We start from the raw sequence: 21,292 nt of genomic DNA, 5'->3' as shown, positions 1-21,292 counted from the left end.
AAATTAGTCTAAATCAATATTATTTACTAAACTTTTCTCTTAGCCACCCATCCGCCGGGCCAGCCGTCATCAAAATCACTAAATAATCCTCGTCCACATACTTTTGTAATCTCTCTGCCAACTCATCCGAGATCTCCGCCACCTCCGCTACATCTTTATTCACTAGCCCATCAATCAATTCCGCAGGTGTCAACACCGGCAACTCCGGATCTTCCCGCGTTAAATACGTTGGCAGCCAATAAATCTTGTCCGCCCCCACAAAAGCATCCGTATACCCATTTCGCACTTCATGCTGCCGTGTATTCTGATGTGGTTGATACACCACTATTATCCCCTTTTTGCCGTGAAGTCTTTTTTCGTCCTTCACAATATCCATCGTCGCCACAATTTCTTCTGGATGATGCGCATAATCCGTATATACATTCTCCGCAATTTTCTCAAATCTTCGCCCCACCCCCGGAAACTTATTCAAAACTTTCACAATTTCCGCTCGCGCAATCTCCGGCGCCATCGCACTAATCGCCTCTGCCGCTAACGCCGCATCTTTCCGTCGCACTTCGCCAGCCAGCTCAAATCCATCAGCACCAAAACTACTTTCCTCTACTACCCTCTCACTCTGCGCTTCAAACTGCCCAAATGCCGCCTCGTAATCTTCCTTGGTCGGGTAAATATCCGGATGGTCGTAACTCACTGCCGGTATCACCGCCAACCACGGATGGTATTTCAAAAAGTTCCGATCGTATTCATCCGCTTCATACACAAAACATTGATCACCTTCATTGTACGACCCGCTCGGCGCGAACCCTAACGTAGTTCCCACAATATATGCCACCGGTAACCCCAATTTCAACGCCGCCCACACAATCATCGCTGTGGTGGTAGTCTTGCCGTGCGTTCCCGCCACTGCCACCATTTTAAGTCCCAATTTCTCCACCAAAAACGCCGTAAAATCATCTCGTTTTGTGCATTTCACTCCCACTTCGCGCGCCAACACCAATTCTGCATGAGTTTCCGGCAAAGCCGAAGTATACACAAACCAATCCACACCCTCCGCCAACTTCTCTCGCAAAAATCCCCCGTCTTGTTTCCCAATATAAACTTCAATTCCCGCTTTTACTAGTTCATCATACACCGCCCCTTTTATCAAATCCGACCCCCACACCGTGAACCCGGCCGCCTTTGCCATCAATGCCAACGGGCCCATCCCCGTTCCAGATATACCAGATATATAAATATTCATGCTATAATTATATAATGATTATCAAATCCGAGCAAGAAATGCTAAATTTCGGCAAAAATTTTGCCAAGTCGCTAAAAAACCATGTTATCGAGCTCATCGGCGACGTTGGCGCCGGCAAAACTACCTTTACTCGCGGACTAGCCGAAGGCCTCGGCGTCAAAGAACCCATCACTAGTCCTAGCTTCACTATCTCAAAATCTTACCCTTTGCCAAACCACAAAGGCCATCTGATCCACTATGATTTCTACCGTTTACCAGACCCCGGTCTTATGTTAGATGACCTTCGTGAAAACTTAGAAAACCCCGACAACGTCATCGTTATCGAATGGGGCAAATCTATCGAAAATACGCTCCCCAAAAATCACACTAAAATCGAAATAAAATATAACGAAAACAACACTCGCGAGATCTCCCTATGAAATTATATCTGGATACCAGCACTCCTGAAACCGTTTTGAAACTAAACGATCAAGAATACCGTTACACTTTCGCCAACGACCTGGCCGAAAAGTTACTGCAATTCATCCATGATAAGCTGCAAGAAAACGGTAAAACCTTTCAAGATATCACTGAAATTACCTTCATGTCCGGCCCCGGCTCCTTTACCGGCCTCCGGATTGGCGCGACCGTCGTCAACACCTTAGCATCAGAGCTAAACATCCCCCTCTACAATCACCGCGGGGAAAAACACCCAATCATCACCCCAGACTACGGCCGTCCAGCCAACATCTCGAAACCCCGCAAATAATCTAAATTATTTATCAACTCTTCGCTTTATCATCAGTCGTGCTACCGATACCACTAATACCGATATCGCTACGATTACCACCCCCTCAATCGTTGCCATCACTATCAAACCTTTCGTAGAATCTGGCCGAAACACCGAACTCTCACCCAGTGGTGCTACATACGTCGGGTCATTTGGATCATATACTATCTGTACCCCGCCATCATTACCTTCCGCCAACTTCGTATCCGTCACGCTCAAATTCATTCCCGCAAACTTCACACTAAAAGTCGAACTTGCCGAATCTCTATCTGCGTGAAAAATCCGCACTATCGACCCGTTTCCTTTCTCAACATTCACACCCGAATATGCCAATTCTTCGCCGTCCACTCCCACATATACTTCGCCATCCTCATGAATTACAAACTTGCCAGTCGTCGCATCATGAACTCCACCCATATCTATTGCTAGTCTATCTCCCACAAACACAAAAGTATCATCATCTGCCGTCACCGTGAACTCTTCCATGCCACTACCTAATACCGTAAACGGCACCGCAAAATTCATCGTAAACAAATGGTTGTGTCCGTCACTATTCACTGCATCCCCAACACTAAATTCCACTCTATCCAGCGGGTAAAACTCTTTGTCTTCAAAAGTAAATTCCGCCCCTCTCGCTCGATACTGCATTTTTAGCGTCCCGGCATAGCTAGAGCTCTTCCCATCCACAGCATTAAACCACCGCGTCAAATCAATCCCCCGGTTCGGCGTCAACTTGCCACCCACCGCTACCGGCAAATAATCACTACCTAGCTCGAACTCTACCAGCCCCTCTTCTACAGCCTTGTTATAATAACCACAACCCGTCCACTCAAATTGCCTAGCATAAAGGGCCTTGCTCAGGCCCGCATCATACAAATCCACACATTCGTCCGCTCTTTGATCAAAGTAAACCACCGGGACTGATACTAATTCTTCTTCACTCACCCCAGCGCTCACCAGTATCGCATCTGGTGTTTTCGATACTGCCTTCTCTGCAATATCCGCCACAGTATTAGACAGGCCAAAAATCGCAGCTATCGCACCAACTCCTAATACGCCCAAGGCTACTATACCAAACATTTGTGATTTATTTTTCTTCTGTTTCATCTTGGTTTAAGTATAAGCCCTTTCTAGCAAATTAGCAAGTTATTCCTCTGGGCTATCCGGTTCAACTACTGGTATACCCAAACGCTCATCCGATAATGCGCTCTCATCAAAAGGCTGCTCATAGGCATCTATCGCCTTTATCTCTGCTTGCAATCTTTCCAAATACTCCGCCAGTATCTCGGCCGTCAGCTTACCACTCTTCTCAAAACTATACTCTTCAACCTCATTCTCTTCCTCATTTTCAATCTCTTCTTCATCCGGTAAATACCCCGGCCGCGACCGATCCAAATATATATCCCCCGAATTATGGTAAATCGCCAAACTCACCCCCGTAGTCATCACCGCCAGAACCGTTGATACTACCCCCAAAATCACCAAATTCCGTCCTCCGTGCATTATTTTTTTGCTCTTCTTCTGTTCTGGTTCCATCACAACTCTCCTTTCAGCGACTCCACCAGCTGCACATGCCCCGAGATCAAACTCCTCATTCTCTGTACATCTTTCACCATGACCTGCCGTCTTTGTCTCACCGCCGTCAACTTATCGTAAAAATCTGCCGGTTTCTCTTTACAATCCATTCCCACCAACTCTTCTAGTTCTCTCTGATATTTTACAAAATCATCCGCAAAATCCGCCTTCACTGCTGCAAACTTATTCTGATTTTCCACCAAACCTGCACTAGATAAATTATTTTCAACCAACCGTACATTTAGTGGCACAATAAATTTAGACAAAATCGTCTCATAATACCCCCCAAGGTATACCCGCACTCTAGAGTCTTCCTTCTGCACCCTCTTCAAATTTTCCCGAATCGTCTCACAGTGGTCCTTTATTGCCGCACTCTGTTCATCAGTAATCGCCCCCACACTCGACACAAAGCACTGACAAAGCATAAGCACCGTAGCACAACAGAAAGCTAACCCTTTCTTCTTCATATCTTCATTATAACACGTTAATCTCTTTTCAACATCACCGTAAACGCCTCGCTTGGAATGTCAACTTTACCGAACCGTTTCATCCGTGCCTTACCACGCTTCTGTTTTTCTAGAAGCTTCGCTTTCCTATCCCGATCCCCAGTGTGAATCTTCACTGTCACGTCTTTACGATACGCCCCAATCGTCTCCCGCGCAATAATTCGCGCCCCAATCGCCGCCTGCAACGCCACTTCGTAGTTCTGCCGCGGAATCACTTCTTTCAATTTTTTCGTCACTTCTCGCCCGATTGCTTCCGCCTCACTCCTATGGCACATAATAGATAGCGCGTCCATCTTGTGCCCCGCCACCAAAAAATCCACTCGTACCAAATCTTCTGTCCTATATCCATTCAACTCATAATTAAACGACGCATACCCCGAAGTCGCCGACTTCAGCTGATCGTAAAAATCCGTCAACAAATTCGCCATCGGTGCTTCAAAATCTATCACCGCTCGGTCCTCAATGTATGAAAGATTCGTCTGATGGCCCCGCTTCTCATTGATAAGATTCAATACATTGCCAATCATATTTTTTGGCAAAATAATCTCACCCTTTACCCACGGTTCGCGAATTTCTTTTACCTCCGAAACATCCGGCAAATCCGCCGCCGACTTTATCTCCATTACTTCACCATTATTCATCACTACTTCGTAATTTGTCGATGGATTCGTCACAATCAAATCCAGTCCAAACTCTCGTTCCAGCCGTTCCCGGATAATGTCCATGTGAAGAAGCCCTAAAAATCCAATCCGAAGGCCAAACCCTAACACCGGTGAATTTTCTGGCTCGAACCTCAACGCCGAGTCAGACAAACTCAACTTCTCAATCGCTTCCCGTAAATCCTTATATTGATCGTTCGATACCGGAAAAAATCCCGCATATACAAATGGCAATACATTTTTATACCCCGGCAAGGCTGCGTTTGCTGGTTTTTTCGCCAAAGTCACTGTATCGCCCACTTTAGCCTCCCGCGTAGTCTTCAGGTTTGTCACAATATAGCCAATTTCACCTGCCTTCAAACTTTCCCGTGGCGTCATCCTAGGCGTAAGCACCCCCACTTCTAGCGCCAAACCCTTCGTCTCTGCCGCCATCATCAAAATCTCAGCATTTTTCGCAATCTCTCCCTCAAAAACCCGTACATATAGCACCACTCCGCGATAATCATCAAAGTAAGAATCAAAAATTAGAGCGCGGCAAGACTGTTCAGTTGAGGACCGTAAGCTCGGGCGAGCGCCCTTGAGCGTGTCCGAAACTGAATAGTCTGCCGTGCTATCTAAATTTATAATTCTATCTAATATTTTATCAACACCAAAACCAGTTTTACCACTCGCCTCAATAATCTCATCCCTAGAACATCCTAGCAAATTCATAATCTCCGCTGCGGTCTTTTCCACTTCTGCCGCCGGCAAATCTACTTTATTTATCACCGGGATTATCGTAAGATCCTGTTCAATCGCTAAATACACATTCGCCAGCGTCTGCGCCTGAATCCCTTGCGTCGCATCTACCACCAACACTGCCGCTTCCACCGCTTGCAACGACCGCGACACTTCATACGAAAAATCCACATGCCCCGGCGTATCGATCAAATTCAAAGTGTACCCCTTCCACTTCATCGTCACCGGCGCCAATTTAATCGTAATTCCTTTTTCGCGCTCCAATTCCATCGAGTCCAGTAGCTGCGACTTCATTTCTCGCTTTTCTACCGTCCCAGTTAGCTCCATCATCCGATCTGCGATCGTTGATTTCCCGTGGTCAATATGCGCAATAATGCAGAAATTCCGAATTTTTTCCAAACTAGTCCAATCCCTTCATCGTGAGAGATAATCTGCCTTTATCATCAATCGCTACTAGCCGCACTCTTACTTTATCTCCCACATGTAGCACTTCTTCTACCTTCTTCAACCGTTTATCGCTAATCTGTGAAATATGCAACATCCCATCAATCCCCGGCAATATCGTCACAAACGCTCCAAAATCTTTGATTGACGCTACCGTACCATTATAAATCTTACCTACCTCTGGCTCCTCCACCAACCCACGAATCCAATCCAACGCTTTTTGAATTTTCTCTGGGTCTGTACCAGATACAGTTACAAGTCCAGAATCTTCAATATCTACTTCCGCCCCAGTCTCTGCAGTAATCTTATTAATCATTTCGCCACCCTTGCCAATAATCGCTCCAATCTTATCTGGATTCACCATCAACTTCTCAATTTGAGGCGCATACTTGCTAATTTCTGCCCGCGGTTCAGGAATCACGCTTACAATATGATCCAAAATAAACATCCTCCCCGCATGGCTCTGTTTTATCGCCTTCTCAAGAATCTCTACCGGCAATCCATGCACTTTCATATCCATTTGGAGCGCTGTTACACCCTCCGTCGTACCAGTCACCTTGAAGTCCATATCCCCCGCAAAATCTTCCGCATCCATCAAATCCGTTAACACATATGCCTTGTCAATATCCTCAGCCGTAATCGGTTGCCCCTTCGGCACATCTACCATTAGCCCCATTGCCACACCAGACACCGGACGCTTCAAAGGCACACCTGCGTCCATCAACGCCATACAAGACGAACAAGTCGCCGCCATGCTGGTAGAACCATTCTGCGACATTATCTCAGTCACGCTGCGAATCGCATACGGAAAATCTTCTTCACTCGGCAACACCGGTATCAGCGCTCGTTCTGCCAAATACCCGTGTCCAATCTCACGTCGCCCCGGCGAGCCCATCCGCCCTGGCTCACCTACCGTATAAGACGGCGCATTGTAGTGGTGCATATAGCGTCTCTTGCCATCCGTCACCTCCATCGTATCTACCTCTTGCGCATAAGACAAAGGTGCCAAAGTCACAATATTCATCGCCTGCGTCACTCCACGAGTAAACAACGACGACCCGTGTGTTCTCGGCAAAATCGATACCTGCGAACTCAAAGGTCGCACCTCGTCCAACTTTCGTCCATCTGGCCGCACACCCTCTTCGACAATTCCCCGTCGTACCTCCTTATGTACTGCTAGCTCAAAGGCCTGATCATACACATCACGCAAGTTCTCATCATACCATTCTACTTTCTCGTTATCCGTCTCGCCCTCGCCATGTTTTAAGGCCATCTCATCATGCATCGCGTACTTCAATTCATCCAAAATCTGTGCCCGCTCCATTACATTGCCACGCACTTTCGAGCCAAACTTACCATCCGCCCACTTCATCACCTCTTCCATTACCGCTTCATCTGGCAATACCAACTCATATTCTTGCTCTTTAGCGTTCACCTGTTTAGCCAACTCTCTTTGTAAATCTAATACCGGCTGTACCTTGTCTACTGCCCAATGCATTGCTTCAATGATTGTATCTTCTGGCACCTCATTCGCGCCAGCTTCCACCATCATTACTTTGCCGTCTTTACAAGCCACTACCAAGTCTAGCGGCGAAGCTTCACGTTCTTCTTTACTTAAGAAACCCTTAAATTCACCACCGGTCCGCCCAATTCGGATCCCGGCTACCGGCCCATCAAACGGCACGCCAGCATTCATAAGAGCAGACGAAGCTGCAATCATTGCTACACAATCCGGTCGAAATGCCGGATCCATCGACAACACCGTACACACCACCTGTACTTCTTGACGATAACCCTTCGGGAACAGTGGACGAATCGGCCGATCAATCAACCGTCCTACTAGCACTGCTTCATCCGCCGGCTTACCTTCACGCTTAATAAATTTCGAACCCGAAATCTTTCCCGCTGCATAAAATTTCTCTTCATAGCTAATCGATAACGGGAAGAAATCTTGCACTACCGGCTTCGTGCCTACCACTACGCTACCCAACACTACCGTATCACCATAGGTCACTAACACTGACGAAGTCGTCCGAAAACCCACTCGATTCACCTCTAAAGTCAACTCGCGCCCCAACCACTCCGTTGACACTCGAATTGTCTTTTTACCACTCGGATTTATAATTTCCATAAAAATATACCCTTTCTCGGGAAAACTCCAGATATAGGCCCCCTCCCTATATCTGCCGTCTTCCCTGTTAACTTACTACCCCCATTATACCACACATTATTTACGCAATAAAGCAAGCTTCTCCAATCCACCCTAACCAGGCAACTCCCACCTAAACATTGACATTTTATTCAAAGTGTGCTATAATAGAAAAGTTAGGTTTGTTCTTGCTTCAAACCTCGTATCTTACTATCTCAAAAGGAGGAATCAACCTTGGAACAGCTTCCAAACGTTAATTTCATTGAAAAGTTCGAAAACGGCTACGGTCGTATCATTATCCTCGGGCTAAACAACCTGCCTGGAAACTTTCTCCCTGAACTATGGAGTAAGTTCAGAAAACACTACCTCAGAAAAGAATTTTGCGTTGATGCAGCCGCAACTTTCATAGTAAAGAAAGACTTTATCGACTGCTACGCCTTCTGCAACTCCGCTTATGCCGAGCACCACGAAATCCCCGCCAAAATCTACACCAATAGATTTTGTCAAACGTTCCAGTATTGGGCCAATGATTTCGAAAATCTTCTCGAAACCATCAGTGCGGATGCAGATTTTTGTCAGCGTGATAACGAAACCGATATTAGTTACTCTGAACGCCTCCTTAAAATAGCTTTTAACTACCTGCCTATCCTCGGTAACACCACAGTTAAGGCAGCTTACGAAAAAGCAGCTAATAAGCAAGACGCCAAATTGGCGTAGCTGCAGGTCCTCACGGACCAAAAACCCGCCGGTTTATCCGACGGGTTATTTTTTATTACTATTTCCTGAGACCTAATTTCTTCACAGTCTTCTTATATAGCTCAAAATCGGTCTCTTCCAAGTAGCGAAGCAACTTCTTACGCTTCCCCACCATCTGCATCAAACCTCTTTTGGCCATAAAGTCATGTTTGTTCTTCTTCACATGCTCGGTCACTTCTTTGATCCGTTCAGTGAGAATCGAAACTTGAACTTCAGGAGAACCAACATCTGCCTTGCTACGGGCGACCTTGGCAATAGCCTTGTCTTTATTCTCTTTTGTTATCATAATAAACCGATTATATCACAAAGTCCGTATCTTGAAAACCCCTACAAATTATTATATATTTTATACAGGGATTGGCGAATTTTAATTATTAGGTGTCGGATGAAAGGAGGGACTTATGGAAGAGCTTGACCTTGAATACGTTATCGTAAAATTCAAGAAAAAGAAAACTCCTCGGAATAAAACCGAAGAGATTTCCTAAATCCTAAATTGATTCTAGCATACAATTTTTAAAAATCAACTATTTTTAGTTTACATAAATTTAGTTGTATCGTCAATCCCCTTTACGTTTAATTATGGAAGATCAGATTATTTTAATAGACAAACCCGCCGGTATTTCTAGCTTTGGTGTGGTTGCCAAAGTCCGTGGGAAACTAAAATCCGAATTTGGCCACAAAGTCAAGGTCGGCCACACCGGCACCCTTGACCCATTTGCCACCGGCCTCTTAATTTTGCTCTCCGGCAAAATGACCAAAAAATCCGCTGAATTCTTAAAGCTCGACAAAATCTACGAAGCAACTTTAAAGCTTGGCTACATATCTTCCACCGGAGACCCCGAAGGTGAGATTCGACAATATACAGAAGAGCAGACCCAACAGCATCCAAACGAAGGGGGTCCGGAGCTTGGCAAAGCGAGGATTAGCGCCAGCCGCCTGTGGCGACAGGCCGGCTGGACGCGCCCCGAGTTGGATACTGTTGGGTCTGTCACTAATTCGTTTATCGGTAAAATCACCCAAACCCCTCCTCGTTTCAGCGCCATCAAAATCAATGGCCAACGCGCCTACAAACTAGCCCGCAAAGGCGAAAACTTCGAAATTCCCAGCCGTCAAATCGAAATCTACAGTATCGATATTCTAAATTATAATTATCCAGAACTAAAAATTCGCGTACATTGTAGCAGTGGCACCTATATCCGCACCCTCGCCGAAGACATCGGCAAGCAACTCGGCACTGGCGCCTATCTTACGGCTCTCCGCCGGTTGCGGATAGGTAACTACAACGTCGAAGACGCTGAACAACTTGTGTTATAATTAGCTTATGTTAGTTGCAGCAAACAAACTCATCGGTACGCCAATTCTTAGCATGCAAGCCGGTGGCGCTATCGGCCGCATCATAGATTTTATTGTCGACCCCGATACTCTTAAAATTATCGCCTTCCGGCTAGAAGGCCCCGTCATCAATAGAAACTCCAATATTCTCGATGTTTCTTCGGTGCGCGAATACTCTAATTTTGGCATGGTTATAGACGACACCGACGAGCTCGTCGCACCAGACGACGTCGTTAAAATTTCCAAAATCTTGGAGCTCAACTTCAGTCTCATCAGTCTCAAAGTCGAAACCAAAAAGGGTTCCAAACTCGGCAAAATTATAAATTTCACTGTTACTTCCGAAGATTTCACTGTCCAACAGCTTATCGTCAAACGTCCTGCCATCAAAAGTTTCATTGATCCAGAACTCACCATCCACCGTAAAGAAATCGTTGAAATCACCGACTACAAAGTAATCGTTAAAGACGAAGAAAAAATCCTAAAAGAAAAGGCCGCCAAGGAAGACTTTGTTCCTAACTTTGTCAATCCTTTCCGTGAGCAGCAACCAGACTTTGCGCCAGCTGATACGGAAACCCCTGCCGGCAAAGATAACTAACCAACTTCTCATCGTCATATTTTGCTCGTTTTTTCGCGATAATCTTCAAAATCTCTTCTTCGTCATCTCGCCCATCCAATACTTCCTCAATGATTTCTGTGTCCACGCCTTTTTTCATCAACTCCATTTTTAATCGTTTCTGCGACACACCTTTTTTTACAAACCGATTCTCCACATAATATCGCGCGAATTTCTCATCATCCACATAACCTCGCTCGATCAACCTCTCTATTATCAACTCTTTAAAATCATATTTTATTCGTTTCTTCGCCCGCTCGGTTCTCCTTTCTAACCGCTTTGCGTCTATATCTTCGCCTCTCGCAATCAAATCCGCAATCTCCCGATCTCTTTCCCAATCCTTTTTTCTTTCTTTTGCTTCACCTTGCATTTCACGTCGTTTCAAATAATCCTGCAATTCTCGTTTGCTCCGTGGTCGCATTAACACCCACTCTAAAGCCCGCTGGTATGCTTTACCAAATTCGCTCGCTTTTTTAAAATCCGCCAACTCATCTTCGCTGACTATCCGCCCGACCTTCACTCCCATATCTACCACTTGCGCCACATCTAACGAAAAAGAGTACTTTCCGTTCACAAAAACATTCACACGATTTTCATTCTTTACCGCCTGTTTAATATCTGTAATTTTTAGTACCGCACCACCAGAAACTCCCACGCCTCCCGACGCCTCTGGTTGCACTACTCCATACTTATGGTTTTTTACCAATCTTGTCGAATTTTCCTCTGAAATTTCATCACTCAGCTTGTAAATTTCCATAATATTCCAACCAATACTTTGTCAGCCCCAAAGTATGATACGCCCCCTTCAACGACTCTTTAACATTTCCCCTTACAAATTCATCAAATTCTTCTAACGCCACCCATTTCACCTCTGATACTTCATTATCATCAAAGTGAAAACTATCCTCTTGTCCAGTCCAATCATAAAAATATCCATATACTAATATATTGTAACCACTGGACCCTGCCAAAGAAAAGGAATATTTCAACTTTTCCTTATCAATTTTTACTCCTATCTCTTCTCTAGCCTCACGTACTGCTGCATCAGTAATAGACTCACCATAATTCACGTGACCACCAGCTGAAATATCCCACTTGTCTGGATTATGATCAACAAAATGCGACCTCTTTTGGAAAAGAACCTCTATACCACGCTCGGTCTTACGATACAACCACAAAACAGTCGCCCCCACCCATACATCTTCTTCACCACTCTTAGGATTACCATCCTTCGGCGAACGTCCCCCGTCCATTATCCGATCACCATTAGGATAAAATTCTTGCCACATTTCGTCGTGATACATTCTCCCTCACTCCCTTCTAATCTATTGCCCTCTCGCGCACCTGTTTTTCGATCTCCGCCATCAACTCTGGCTTCTCACGGAACAATTTCTTCACCGCTTCACGCCCTTGTCCCAAGGTCTCACCATTATATTTAATAAATGCACCGGCTTTCTCCAACACGCCATACTGTACACCAAGGTCCAAAATGTCCCCAGTCTTAGAAATTCCCTCATTGTACATAATATCAAACTCCGCCGTACGGAATGGCGCTGCAATTTTATTCTTTACCACCTTAATCTTAGTACGGTTACCAGCAATATTATCGCCATCCTTAATCTGTCCAATCCGACGAATATCTACTCGCACCGAAGCATAAAACTTCAATGCATTACCACCCGTAGTGGTCTCCGGATTGCCAAACATTACACCAATCTTCATCCGAATCTGATTAATAAATATCACTGTGGCACGCGACTTAGAGATAATCCCGGTGAGCTTCCGCATCGCCTGGCTCATTAGCCTCGCCTGAAGCCCCATCTGTGCATCACCCATATCGCCATCAATCTCGGCCTGCGGCACCAAAGCCGCCACCGAGTCTACTACAATTAAATCCACCGCATTGGAACGCACCAAGGTCTCGCAAATCTCCAGCGCTTGTTCACCATTATCCGGCTGCGAAATCAAGAGATTGGCTGTATCCACCCCAATCTTCTTCGCATAAGCTGGATCCAAAGCGTGCTCTGCATCAATAAACGCCGCCTGCCCACCCTGCTTCTGCATTTCAGCAATCGCATGCAAAGCCAACGTCGTCTTACCAGAAGATTCTGGCCCATAAATCTCAATAATCCGCCCTTTCGGCCAACCACCACCTAGCGCCAAATCTAGCGACAAAGAACCAGACTTCAAAAGCTCTACATCCATCTTTGGCGTCTCACCCAACTTCATAATCGAACCATCGCCAAATTGTTTCGTAATCTGCGCAATTGCAAGTTTCAGTGCCTCGTTTTTTCCATCTTCTTGTTTAGTGTTTTTGTTCTCTGCCACCGCATCTTTTTTCGCCATAATAGTATTACCTTTCTTTTTATATTATATGATATAATCGTGTTAGGAAACAGGGTTGACTTTCACGATCTCGTATGGTAGAATCAATTCTAGGTTGGGATTTCTCTTCGGTTGTTACATTCCGAGGAGATTTCTTTTTTAGCTTGATTATCACATAGTCTAATTCCAGCTCTTCCATAACCCTCCTTTCTCCGTACCATTGTTTTTAACATACGCCACCCCATTTCCTGCACCCTACATAGCACAGCCCCTATGACATTTCAACCCCCATCTTACGCTTACGCTTTATCATCCCCACCGTAACCAAAACTTAGCGCAAAATATGTTATAATTTCACCATGCGAGTAAATGAAAATATCTTGATTTCTAGCCTCACTACTATGCGGCTCGGTGGCCCTGCCCGCTACGTTTTAGAAATTGAACGACCAGAAGAAATTCCTGATGCTTACGGCTTTGCCGCCACTTATAATCTCCCCGTTTTTGTACTCGGTTATGGAGCTAACACTATTGGCCACGACGAAGGTTATAATGGCGCTATCATCATTAATCGTATGCATGGCATTAATACCGAAGAGACTGACACCGGCACCAAACTTACCATCATGGGTGGCGAATATTGGGACGATATTGTCGCCTACGCTTGCGACCAAGGTCTCACTGGCATCGAAGCACTCAGTAAAATCCCTGGCCTCGCCGGAGCTGCACCCGTACAAAATATCGGCGCCTACGGTCAAGAAATTGCCGACACTCTAGAATCCATCGAAGTCTACGATACTGCCAGCAACACTTTCAAAACCCTCACTCACAACGATCTCGGTTTCTCTTATCGCAAAAGCATCCTCAATACCACCGAACAAAACCGTTATTTCGTCATTTCTATTACGTTAGTCCTTCAAAAAGGTCAAATGTCCGGCCCTTTCTACCGCTCTATCGAAAAATACGCTTTCGATCACAACCTCAGCGATTTCTCTCCTCAAGGCATTCGTAACATTGTTAGCGCCATCCGTAAGGACAAACTTCCCGACCCTCTAGAAAAAGCTAGCTCTGGTTCTTTTTTCAAAAATATCTACCTCACGGATTCCGAAGCCGAAGCAGCCGAAGCCAAAGGCTATCCAGTTTACCGCGGTAAAGACGGCAACAAAATTAACTCTGGTTGGCTAATTGAAAAAGCCGGTTTTTCCGGCAAACTCATTCACGGTATGCGCATTAGTGATAAAGCTTCTCTTGTTCTCATTAATGAATCTGCCAAATCTTACACCGATCTTGCCAAAGCCCGTGATGAAATCGTCGGCACAATTTACGATATCTACGGCTATTGGCTCGAACAAGAACCCGTCGAAATCATCAACCCACCCAAAACCACTCCAGGAGTCAATTAATGAAAGTCCTCAGTGGCAAAGATCTTGCTGGCTTCATCAAAGAACGCCAAGCCCATCAAGTTGCCGGCCTAAGTCAGCCGCCTCATCTTCTTATCATTCGTGACAGCAACAATCCGGTGATCACCAAATATGTTAATCTCAAAATAAACTACGGTCATGACATCGGCATCAAAGTCACCGATTACCATGCCACCAGCTCCTCGGATATTGCCGAAAAAATCACTACCGCCAATCAAGACCCTAAAATTTCCGGCATCATCCTCCAACTTCCTATCACCGAAAAAGCCAAAACCGATGAACTTTGCAATCTCATCTCGCCCACTAAAGACGTAGACGGCTTAGGCGTAGACGCTGCTTACGATTCTGCCACCGCTACTGCTATTCTCTGGCTCCTTGCCGGCTACGATATCAAATTAGACAACCAAAAAATCGCCATCGTCGGTCGCGGTAAATTGGTTGGTGCCCCACTATACCACATTTTTACCTCATCAAATTACGACACCACCCTCTTCCATCGTGGTGATGACTTGACAAAACTTAAGCAATTTGATATAATCATAAGCGCCACGGGCGTACCGGGGTTGATTTCTGGCGATTTCATCCCTCCCGGCGCTACTCTTATTGATGCTGGTACCGCCAGCGAAGACGGCGTGATCAAAGGCGACCTGTCGCCCGATATTTACAAGCGCACCGATCTTGCCGCCATTACCCCAACCACCGGCGGAGTTGGCCCACTAACCATTACTTGCCTCTTTGACCACGTCATCCAAGCTGCTCAAAGATAACAAACTCTTATTTTAATTCCGTTAATCCCAAGTACCTTGGTCGTCCCCTTCACCCGGATTCACCTGCACATCATTTTTGTTACCAGTATTACCAGCAGGACGGTTCTCTCTCGGCACTTCAAAGGTTCTGCCCTCTTCCGCCGACCCCGGCGCAGTTACAGGCTTCGGGCTTGACGCTGGCGGATTACTTGGGCCGCCCGCTAGCGGAGGTTCATAATCCCGTATTCTTTGCAACTTAGACCGCACTTCCGGTTTGATATTCAAGTTACCACTCTGAGCTTTTTCTAATGCCCTAGTAGCCGTACCCTTAAGGTCCGCCAACCCAGCGCCCGTCAAGCTGCCATTCTCAACACTCTGTACCAACTTATCCAGAGCCGCATCATCCGCCCCAGCAAGCGACTCTTCTGTATATTTGCTAGTGCCGGCCATACTATAGGCTCCACTACCACCCATCACGACATTGCCATTACTATCCAAACGATCCAACTTACCTTGGATAGCTCCAGCTGCTTCACTAGTTATATTCCCATCTGCTCCCACGCTTGCTGTAGCTAAATCCGCAATCATAGCATGCTCACCACGGTTCACAGACTTATACTTATCTCCATATTCACCCAACAAATGCGATGCTGCTTGGGATAAACCGCCGGTCTGGCCACTACGTACGGCTTGCTCAAGATTATTCTGTACTTGTGCTCTACCTTTATCAGTCTTCGATAATATATTCTGCGCCGCCTTTATCTTAGCCATCGCCGCAGCCCTATCAGCCTCACTTTGAGCCTTCTGATATTCCGCCAACGATGCAGCGTGATATTGTCCTACCGATTTAGCATCATTTGCGTTCACTCCAGCCACCTTGCCGTTCATCAATAACGACTCATAATCCGCCACCCTTTGAGTATCCGCCCTAGCTTCGGCACTCGCCAGCGATGCAGCAAACCCAGTTCCAGTAGTTATATCCTCTTCACGATTTCGCCCTTCCAAATTCTTCGCATATTGCATTCGTGAACGAGAAAGTCCTTTTCTACCACCACGTATGGCTCTTTGGAAACCATTAAGATCTCGTTCGCGACCCTCTCTATCTACACCGGCACGAATTCTGGCCCTACGTTCCGCACCACGTTCTTGCAACCCCTTATATTCTTCTCTATTCCGCATCCATTTAGTCGCTGCACCACGCGCATTTGTTCCAAACCCGGCAATCTTCGATCCAATCGTCCCCATCGCCGCAAAAGCACTCTTGAGTACAGTTGGGATGAAGAATATAGGTATAATACCTACTATCATAGCAGTAAACGTGCCAAAGAAATCCTCCCCCTCACCTGTATTTAGTGTTACGAGCAATAGTCTAGACACAAAATCACCACCGCCAATCAATAAACCACAAATTGGATACAATAGCAACATTGCTTTCCAAAGTTGCAGCCACCTATCAAACAACTTTTTCGTGTTTGGCAAGAGATAGCACACAAAAGCCACTGGCGAAACAACCGTCAAAACCACTATTGCTGCCTTTCTCGCCGCCAAAAGCACAAACAAGAAAAAGATTGAGATTAGTACACCCAAAACACCCACAAGCAATGTCAACAGGAGCGCCGGATTCTGCCATATAGCATACCCAGTAAGCAACAACACACCTACTAATGCTACTGCGGTTATAGTAGTGGCCCCAATAGCATGAGCATTCCCATCATAATCCGTAAACGTCACTTCAGAAACATCAACACCTAACCCATTAAATAAACTTTGAAAGGCATTACCCAAAATATTAGATAAATCCACGCACAACAAACAAATTAAGTAGGACAAGTTTACCAAGACTGCCACTACTATCAATTTTGGTAGCAGTTTTTTAATACCATAATTGTCTATACCTACACCAGTAAGCTGCGAAAAGATAACCACCAAAAACAATATAATAAAACAAACGTTCGCAAACCCCTGGAATATCGTCCACGCATCCTGCGTAGGGTTACTACCATTGTTCTCACCAAAAAGATCCGACTGCACCTCAAGATTTGGTTTTACATAACTATTGTATGCCCCCTCCGCCGCAGATTGCATCCAATCCAAAATTGGGCACACTATCCAACCTAAAGAACCAGCTCCCCCAGAATTCGCACAAGTAGGATCAACTTTCCCCTCACCATCTCCACCATCCTCAGTAGCACCAGTAAAATCATCAATATCGTCCTCTAGTTTATCAAGGTCCATCTTATTTACAGCCTTAACGATATCAGCCAACGACATATTTCTTTTAGTGAAAAGATACGAACCACTAGAAAGAGTGTTCGTCGTTGGATCATATGAACCCGAATAATACTGCCCGCCGGTATACAATTCCTTAGACAGCTCCCGCACATGGCATGTATCATCAATCTTGCCATTTCTCTTCATCTGTACCGCTATCCACTCATACGAATCACCATCATAGTCATACGATGCGTCGCACGACAATTTAACCTTACTTCCGTTCGTCAAATATTTTTGATATATATTGTATACTTCTGCCTCACTCAAGAAAATATTCCCAGAATAAGTAACAACCTTCTGGCTCGAATTTCTCGAAAAAGTCGTATCAAGTGTCACCTGGCTCGACACACTTCCAGCACTAGTAGACTCTACGCTTAGGGCCAAATTGCCCGTCACGCCACCAGCATTTTTATTGTGATCCGCTAAGGATGAATCAAACTCACTCTTAAAAGTTGTCCATTTTTTCATAGTGTCACCATCCTGTACCGTAACCGAAAACTGTGGATTATATCCAGGGCCTGAGTTTAGTACTACTTTATACACATACGAAGAGCCAAATGCTCCTCCACTAGTATCTATTTGAAGTTCATACTGAGTCGTCGAAGATGGTTTTTTTGATTTCTCACCATATTCCAAAGAACTCCCCCACATATATCCCTGATCGTCCACACCTACACAAACAGATCCAGATTCGAAGCTACCAGCACTACCCGACGCAGAAGTCTCATTCGGATTAGTCCATGTGACTTTAAAACATTTCGTACTAGGAGCCACACTTGCATCTTGAGTATACCCAAGCTGCTTAACATAATTAACCGCATCATTGATACTTGGGTCACTATTGCTTTTCTCTCCTTTAATCAACGCGCTCCAAGACTTATTGCCATACCAAAAATCCCAGCATGATAAAGTTGGGCTCTTGTCAGCCGTACCAGCCATTACAGTATTTGGTACTGGTACACTGCAACTAACACTCTTATCAGCAAAACCGCTAGTACCGTAATGCAAAAAATCCGCAACTGACCGAACCGAAGTAGGACTCTTAAAAATCTTTATTGCTTCGCTAGCATTATATTTAGTTATTTTATCCATAACCGTATCCGCACCATTACTATAACTATAAGCCTGCGCTCTTTCTATAGTGGCAAAAAACGGAAAGACCATACACAAAAGAAAAACAACTATACCGTACCTTTTATTAATTTTCATGCCCATTCTCCTCCGCGATTAAAGTACTCAATTCTATAACATTATTCACTAGTCTTGTCTCAACATTCAACGCATACTGAAAAGTCTCCCTGTCCACACTAATAACATCATCGTAGTACTCATTACCCATCAGCTGCCTCTCTTCCACACATCCTGTATCTTCCTTAGCATCAACTATACAACCCTCTTGACTGTATAGCCCCAAAAGTTGAATCGCGCTAGCTACATATGCATCTTGGATAATCATAAAATCCTGAAACACCTCCGAATCCTGCCGAAAATCAGAATAATACTTTGAATATTCATCCATCAAAGCATCTTCGCCACCATAATAATAGGCCTCCAATAATTTACTACCAGATATCAGCCCACTATTAGCAAACTTATCAAGAAAAATTAGTTCATCACTAATGTCCGCTATTTTATTATTTATCTCCTCATCTTGTTTAGAATAGGTGTTTTTAAATGCATCCCAATATTGCATCGCAAGCGGATAAAATTCCTTGGCCCTATTAGCATCATAAAACGCGATGCCCCTCAACGTATACTGATCATCGTCACCAATCTCTAAACTTTGCGAGTTATCAAACTCTCCATATAGAATATAGTTTGCAAAAATATTGAATTTTTGCCCACTTCTTTCCCTATTTATATTTGCCATGCCGCCTATTACAAACACCGCCAAGACGCTTAGTAAAACCACCGATGCTATCACCACCCCCACAACCACCCCCCTCCTCGATTTCTTCGGCCCGGCACCACCTAACACTACGTCTTCCGTGCTAGACGAAACTACCTGCGGTTGGAACTGCATCGAACCCGGCGCCTGTGGTTGAGCAACCATTTGCGGTTGTGTCGCCTGTGTACCAACAAAACCCTGCGCTTGCACAGGGGCAGACTGTTGCGGGCCAGCGATAGTGTCAGTTCCAGAGGCCACCCCACCATTTTGTGTACCGGTTGCACCAGTACCACCAAAATTGCCACCAGAACTAAAACTACCAAAATTCGACGGATCCATATGCCACCATTATAACATAAGCATTTTCAAAAATTTACACAAAAATTCATAAAAACACAAACAAAAATCTCCCCAAGCCGAAACTCAGGGAGACTTCTTAAGTTTTCCCGCCCTAGAATGAAGCGGTCAACTTATTTCATTAACTTCTTACGGCTAGCAATATAGTAACCAAGCATCGTCACTACCGAACCAGTACCCACTGCCCCAGTCACAATTGTGGCAGGACCAGTCGCTACGATTGTCGTAGGAGTATCAGTTGGGTTATCAGGTGTTGGCGTAGGAGGAGTTGGCTTGTCTTTACAAACATCACCACTCTTATTTACCATCACCGATGCATCATCTTTACCCACTACTGCACCATTCACAGTAGAGTTAGCCCAGTTCACCAATTGGTTATCACCACAGGCAAGGGTCTTGTCCACTACTTTACCAGTAAAGCGTACATACGCATTACCTTTTGCAGAATAGCTGCCAATATTAATACCAGAAGTTGTCAAAGTATTATCTTTGAGCAACAAACCATTTTGGTATTGTGAGTTGTAAAGATAAGTTGAATCTTTCATATATTCAACGTTGGTTGGCAGAATATCGCGAATCATCACGTTATTTACCTGATCAGCAAGCAAGTTTACATACTCAATTTGATACTCAACTTCATCACCGACCTTAGCATTTACCGACTCACTCCAAGTCTTAGTACCTTTAAGTCGTACCTGCTTAGAAACCTTCGCAGACACAGATTTGTGTACCTTCACGTTGATGGTCACCACACCAGAATATTCATAACAACCTGGAATTTCACCGTTCATCTTGTCAAACCCGAGTGTAGCACCCGAAATGATTACATCATTAGATAAACTAAAAGTACCCTTGTTGTTATTATATTTAGCAGAACCATCAACGTATTCAAGATAGAAGTTGTCGCTAGATTTTAATGTCACTTCATCCCAGTAACGATTAGGTGTAGCATTGGAAGAATCCAAATACCCGATAATCGTATGAGATTTAGCCACTGTCGTAGGAAGCGAGAAAGTAGCCTTTACACCCTTCGCAATCGCATCCATACCCTTAGGACTGTTATTGTGAACGAAAAGACGAATCGTATAAGTTTCGCCATCCTTCACTTCAATTTCGTTGGCATTCCAGGTTTCTACTGTTGCACCAGCCACCTTTGCGCCTACGAAGTTCTTCTCATCCCCGATTTTACCGTTTGAAATCGAGTTAAACGTAATGGTATCACCAAGTTCACCATTATTAATTTGATCAAGCGTATAGCTTGGACGGCCATTGGCCGAATCGCCCCAAGCACTTACAAATGCTGGAGTCAACGTACCTGCGAGCACTACAGCTGCCGCAGACACTCCTAAAATAGATTTGTAAATCTTATTCATGTTATTCCTTTCTAATTAATATAGTTGTGCTAGCCGAATTGTTAATTTTCGTCTATACAACCGAATCATCCCAGTCTCAAATTTATTTTTGGATGAAGCCCGGCAGCAAAAGCCGCCGGACTCTTGATAA

Annotated in this window: 20 protein-coding genes; 7 read left to right on the top strand and 13 right to left on the bottom strand. The window is 44.9% G+C overall.

What is annotated here, in order from left to right; genetic code table 11:
• Positions 1-19 precede the first annotated feature (19 nt).
• Entirely contained in the window at positions 20-1,240 is a 1,221-nt protein-coding gene (locus G3RUM_RS02040) for a Mur ligase domain-containing protein (protein ID WP_129734894.1), read from the bottom strand.
• A 14-nt stretch (positions 1,241-1,254) separates the two neighbouring features.
• On the opposite strand from G3RUM_RS02040, the gene tsaE reads away from it, so the two are divergent.
• Both tsaE and tsaB read left to right on the top strand, forming a co-directional pair.
• Positions 1,255-1,659, top strand: coding sequence for a tRNA (adenosine(37)-N6)-threonylcarbamoyltransferase complex ATPase subunit type 1 TsaE (gene tsaE / locus G3RUM_RS02035; protein ID WP_164998335.1), 405 nt, complete (start codon positions 1,255-1,257; stop codon positions 1,657-1,659).
• Positions 1,656-1,988 (top strand): tRNA (adenosine(37)-N6)-threonylcarbamoyltransferase complex dimerization subunit type 1 TsaB, encoded by a 333-nt coding sequence (gene tsaB, locus G3RUM_RS02030; protein ID WP_129734890.1) that lies wholly within the window; start codon positions 1,656-1,658, stop codon positions 1,986-1,988. The genes tsaE and tsaB overlap by 4 nt, the downstream gene beginning before the upstream one ends.
• A gap of 6 nt (positions 1,989-1,994) precedes the next feature.
• On the opposite strand, the gene G3RUM_RS02025 is transcribed toward tsaB, so the two are convergent.
• Genes G3RUM_RS02025 through G3RUM_RS02005 form a run of 5 tightly spaced genes read right to left on the bottom strand, consistent with a single transcriptional unit; the run spans position 1,995 to position 8,062 of the window.
• Positions 1,995-3,116, bottom strand: coding sequence for a PA14 domain-containing protein (locus tag G3RUM_RS02025; RefSeq protein WP_129734888.1), 1,122 nt, complete (start codon positions 3,114-3,116; stop codon positions 1,995-1,997).
• A gap of 39 nt (positions 3,117-3,155) precedes the next feature.
• Positions 3,156-3,545 (bottom strand): hypothetical protein, encoded by a 390-nt coding sequence (locus G3RUM_RS02020; RefSeq protein ID WP_129734886.1) that lies wholly within the window; start codon positions 3,543-3,545, stop codon positions 3,156-3,158.
• Entirely contained in the window at positions 3,545-4,051 is a 507-nt protein-coding gene (locus tag G3RUM_RS02015) for a hypothetical protein (RefSeq protein WP_129734884.1), read from the bottom strand. Before G3RUM_RS02015 ends, G3RUM_RS02020 begins: the two co-directional genes overlap by 1 nt.
• A 17-nt stretch (positions 4,052-4,068) precedes the next feature.
• Positions 4,069-5,886 carry a translation elongation factor 4 gene (gene lepA / locus G3RUM_RS02010; RefSeq protein WP_129734882.1) on the bottom strand — a complete coding sequence of 606 codons (1,818 nt, stop codon included), beginning with the start codon at positions 5,884-5,886 and terminating at the stop codon, positions 4,069-4,071.
• Position 5,887: 1 nt separating this feature from the next.
• Positions 5,888-8,062: a polyribonucleotide nucleotidyltransferase gene (locus G3RUM_RS02005; protein ID WP_129734880.1), complete on the bottom strand. Its 2,175-nt coding sequence runs from the start codon at positions 8,060-8,062 to the stop codon at positions 5,888-5,890.
• Between the two features lie 252 nt (positions 8,063-8,314).
• On the opposite strand from G3RUM_RS02005, the gene G3RUM_RS02000 reads away from it, so the two are divergent.
• Positions 8,315-8,797, top strand: a complete 483-nt coding sequence (locus G3RUM_RS02000) for a hypothetical protein (protein ID WP_129734878.1) — start codon at positions 8,315-8,317, stop codon at positions 8,795-8,797.
• A gap of 58 nt (positions 8,798-8,855) precedes the next feature.
• On the opposite strand, the gene rpsO is transcribed toward G3RUM_RS02000, so the two are convergent.
• Positions 8,856-9,125 carry a 30S ribosomal protein S15 gene (rpsO, locus tag G3RUM_RS01995; RefSeq protein ID WP_164998337.1) on the bottom strand — a complete coding sequence of 90 codons (270 nt, stop codon included), beginning with the start codon at positions 9,123-9,125 and terminating at the stop codon, positions 8,856-8,858.
• A gap of 290 nt (positions 9,126-9,415) precedes the next feature.
• Here rpsO and G3RUM_RS01990 point away from each other — a divergent pair, with 290 nt between their 5' ends.
• Together G3RUM_RS01990 and G3RUM_RS01985 are read left to right on the top strand one after the other, a co-directional pair.
• Positions 9,416-10,150 (top strand): tRNA pseudouridine synthase B, encoded by a 735-nt coding sequence (locus G3RUM_RS01990; protein WP_129734873.1) that lies wholly within the window; start codon positions 9,416-9,418, stop codon positions 10,148-10,150.
• 7 nt (positions 10,151-10,157) lie between these two features.
• Positions 10,158-10,763: a PRC-barrel domain-containing protein gene (locus tag G3RUM_RS01985; RefSeq protein WP_129734871.1), complete on the top strand. Its 606-nt coding sequence runs from the start codon at positions 10,158-10,160 to the stop codon at positions 10,761-10,763.
• Here G3RUM_RS01985 and G3RUM_RS01980 read toward each other — a convergent pair.
• The 3 genes from G3RUM_RS01980 to recA are packed head-to-tail and all read right to left on the bottom strand — an operon-like array spanning position 10,690 to position 13,127.
• Entirely contained in the window at positions 10,690-11,538 is an 849-nt protein-coding gene (locus tag G3RUM_RS01980) for a regulatory protein RecX (RefSeq protein ID WP_129734869.1), read from the bottom strand. The two genes, G3RUM_RS01985 and G3RUM_RS01980, sit on opposite strands and share 74 nt — an antisense overlap.
• Positions 11,516-12,085, bottom strand: a complete 570-nt coding sequence (locus G3RUM_RS01975; RefSeq protein WP_129734867.1) for an NUDIX domain-containing protein — start codon at positions 12,083-12,085, stop codon at positions 11,516-11,518. The genes G3RUM_RS01980 and G3RUM_RS01975 overlap by 23 nt, the downstream gene beginning before the upstream one ends.
• 16 nt (positions 12,086-12,101) lie before the next feature.
• Positions 12,102-13,127 carry a recombinase RecA gene (recA, locus tag G3RUM_RS01970; RefSeq protein ID WP_129734865.1) on the bottom strand — a complete coding sequence of 342 codons (1,026 nt, stop codon included), beginning with the start codon at positions 13,125-13,127 and terminating at the stop codon, positions 12,102-12,104.
• A gap of 338 nt (positions 13,128-13,465) precedes the next feature.
• Between recA and murB the strand changes: the two genes are divergently transcribed.
• On the top strand, positions 13,466-14,506 hold the full coding sequence (gene murB / locus G3RUM_RS01965) for a UDP-N-acetylmuramate dehydrogenase (RefSeq protein WP_129734863.1): 1,041 nt from the start codon (positions 13,466-13,468) through the stop codon (positions 14,504-14,506).
• Positions 14,506-15,291: a bifunctional 5,10-methylenetetrahydrofolate dehydrogenase/5,10-methenyltetrahydrofolate cyclohydrolase gene (locus tag G3RUM_RS01960; RefSeq protein ID WP_129734861.1), complete on the top strand. Its 786-nt coding sequence runs from the start codon at positions 14,506-14,508 to the stop codon at positions 15,289-15,291. Before murB ends, G3RUM_RS01960 begins: the two co-directional genes overlap by 1 nt.
• 21 nt (positions 15,292-15,312) lie before the next feature.
• Here the strand turns inward: G3RUM_RS01960 and G3RUM_RS01955 are convergent, their stop codons facing one another.
• From G3RUM_RS01955 to G3RUM_RS01945, 3 genes are all read right to left on the bottom strand, one after another.
• Complete coding sequence (locus G3RUM_RS01955; protein ID WP_164998334.1) at positions 15,313-18,753, bottom strand: TrbL/VirB6 family protein; 3,441 nt, start codon at positions 18,751-18,753, stop codon at positions 15,313-15,315.
• Positions 18,743-19,771 carry a hypothetical protein gene (locus tag G3RUM_RS01950; protein ID WP_129734857.1) on the bottom strand — a complete coding sequence of 343 codons (1,029 nt, stop codon included), beginning with the start codon at positions 19,769-19,771 and terminating at the stop codon, positions 18,743-18,745. The genes G3RUM_RS01955 and G3RUM_RS01950 overlap by 11 nt, the downstream gene beginning before the upstream one ends.
• Positions 19,772-19,902: 131 nt before the next feature.
• Positions 19,903-21,162 carry a DUF11 domain-containing protein gene (locus G3RUM_RS01945; RefSeq protein ID WP_129734855.1) on the bottom strand — a complete coding sequence of 420 codons (1,260 nt, stop codon included), beginning with the start codon at positions 21,160-21,162 and terminating at the stop codon, positions 19,903-19,905.
• Positions 21,163-21,292: the final 130 nt, after the last annotated feature.

It is taken from the genome of Candidatus Nanosyncoccus alces (genome assembly GCF_004138395.1).
In the GTDB taxonomy this organism is placed as follows: Bacteria; Patescibacteriota; Saccharimonadia; order Saccharimonadales; family Saccharimonadaceae; genus Nanosyncoccus; species Nanosyncoccus alces.
This window is presented reverse-complemented; position numbering and strand designations above follow the sequence as displayed.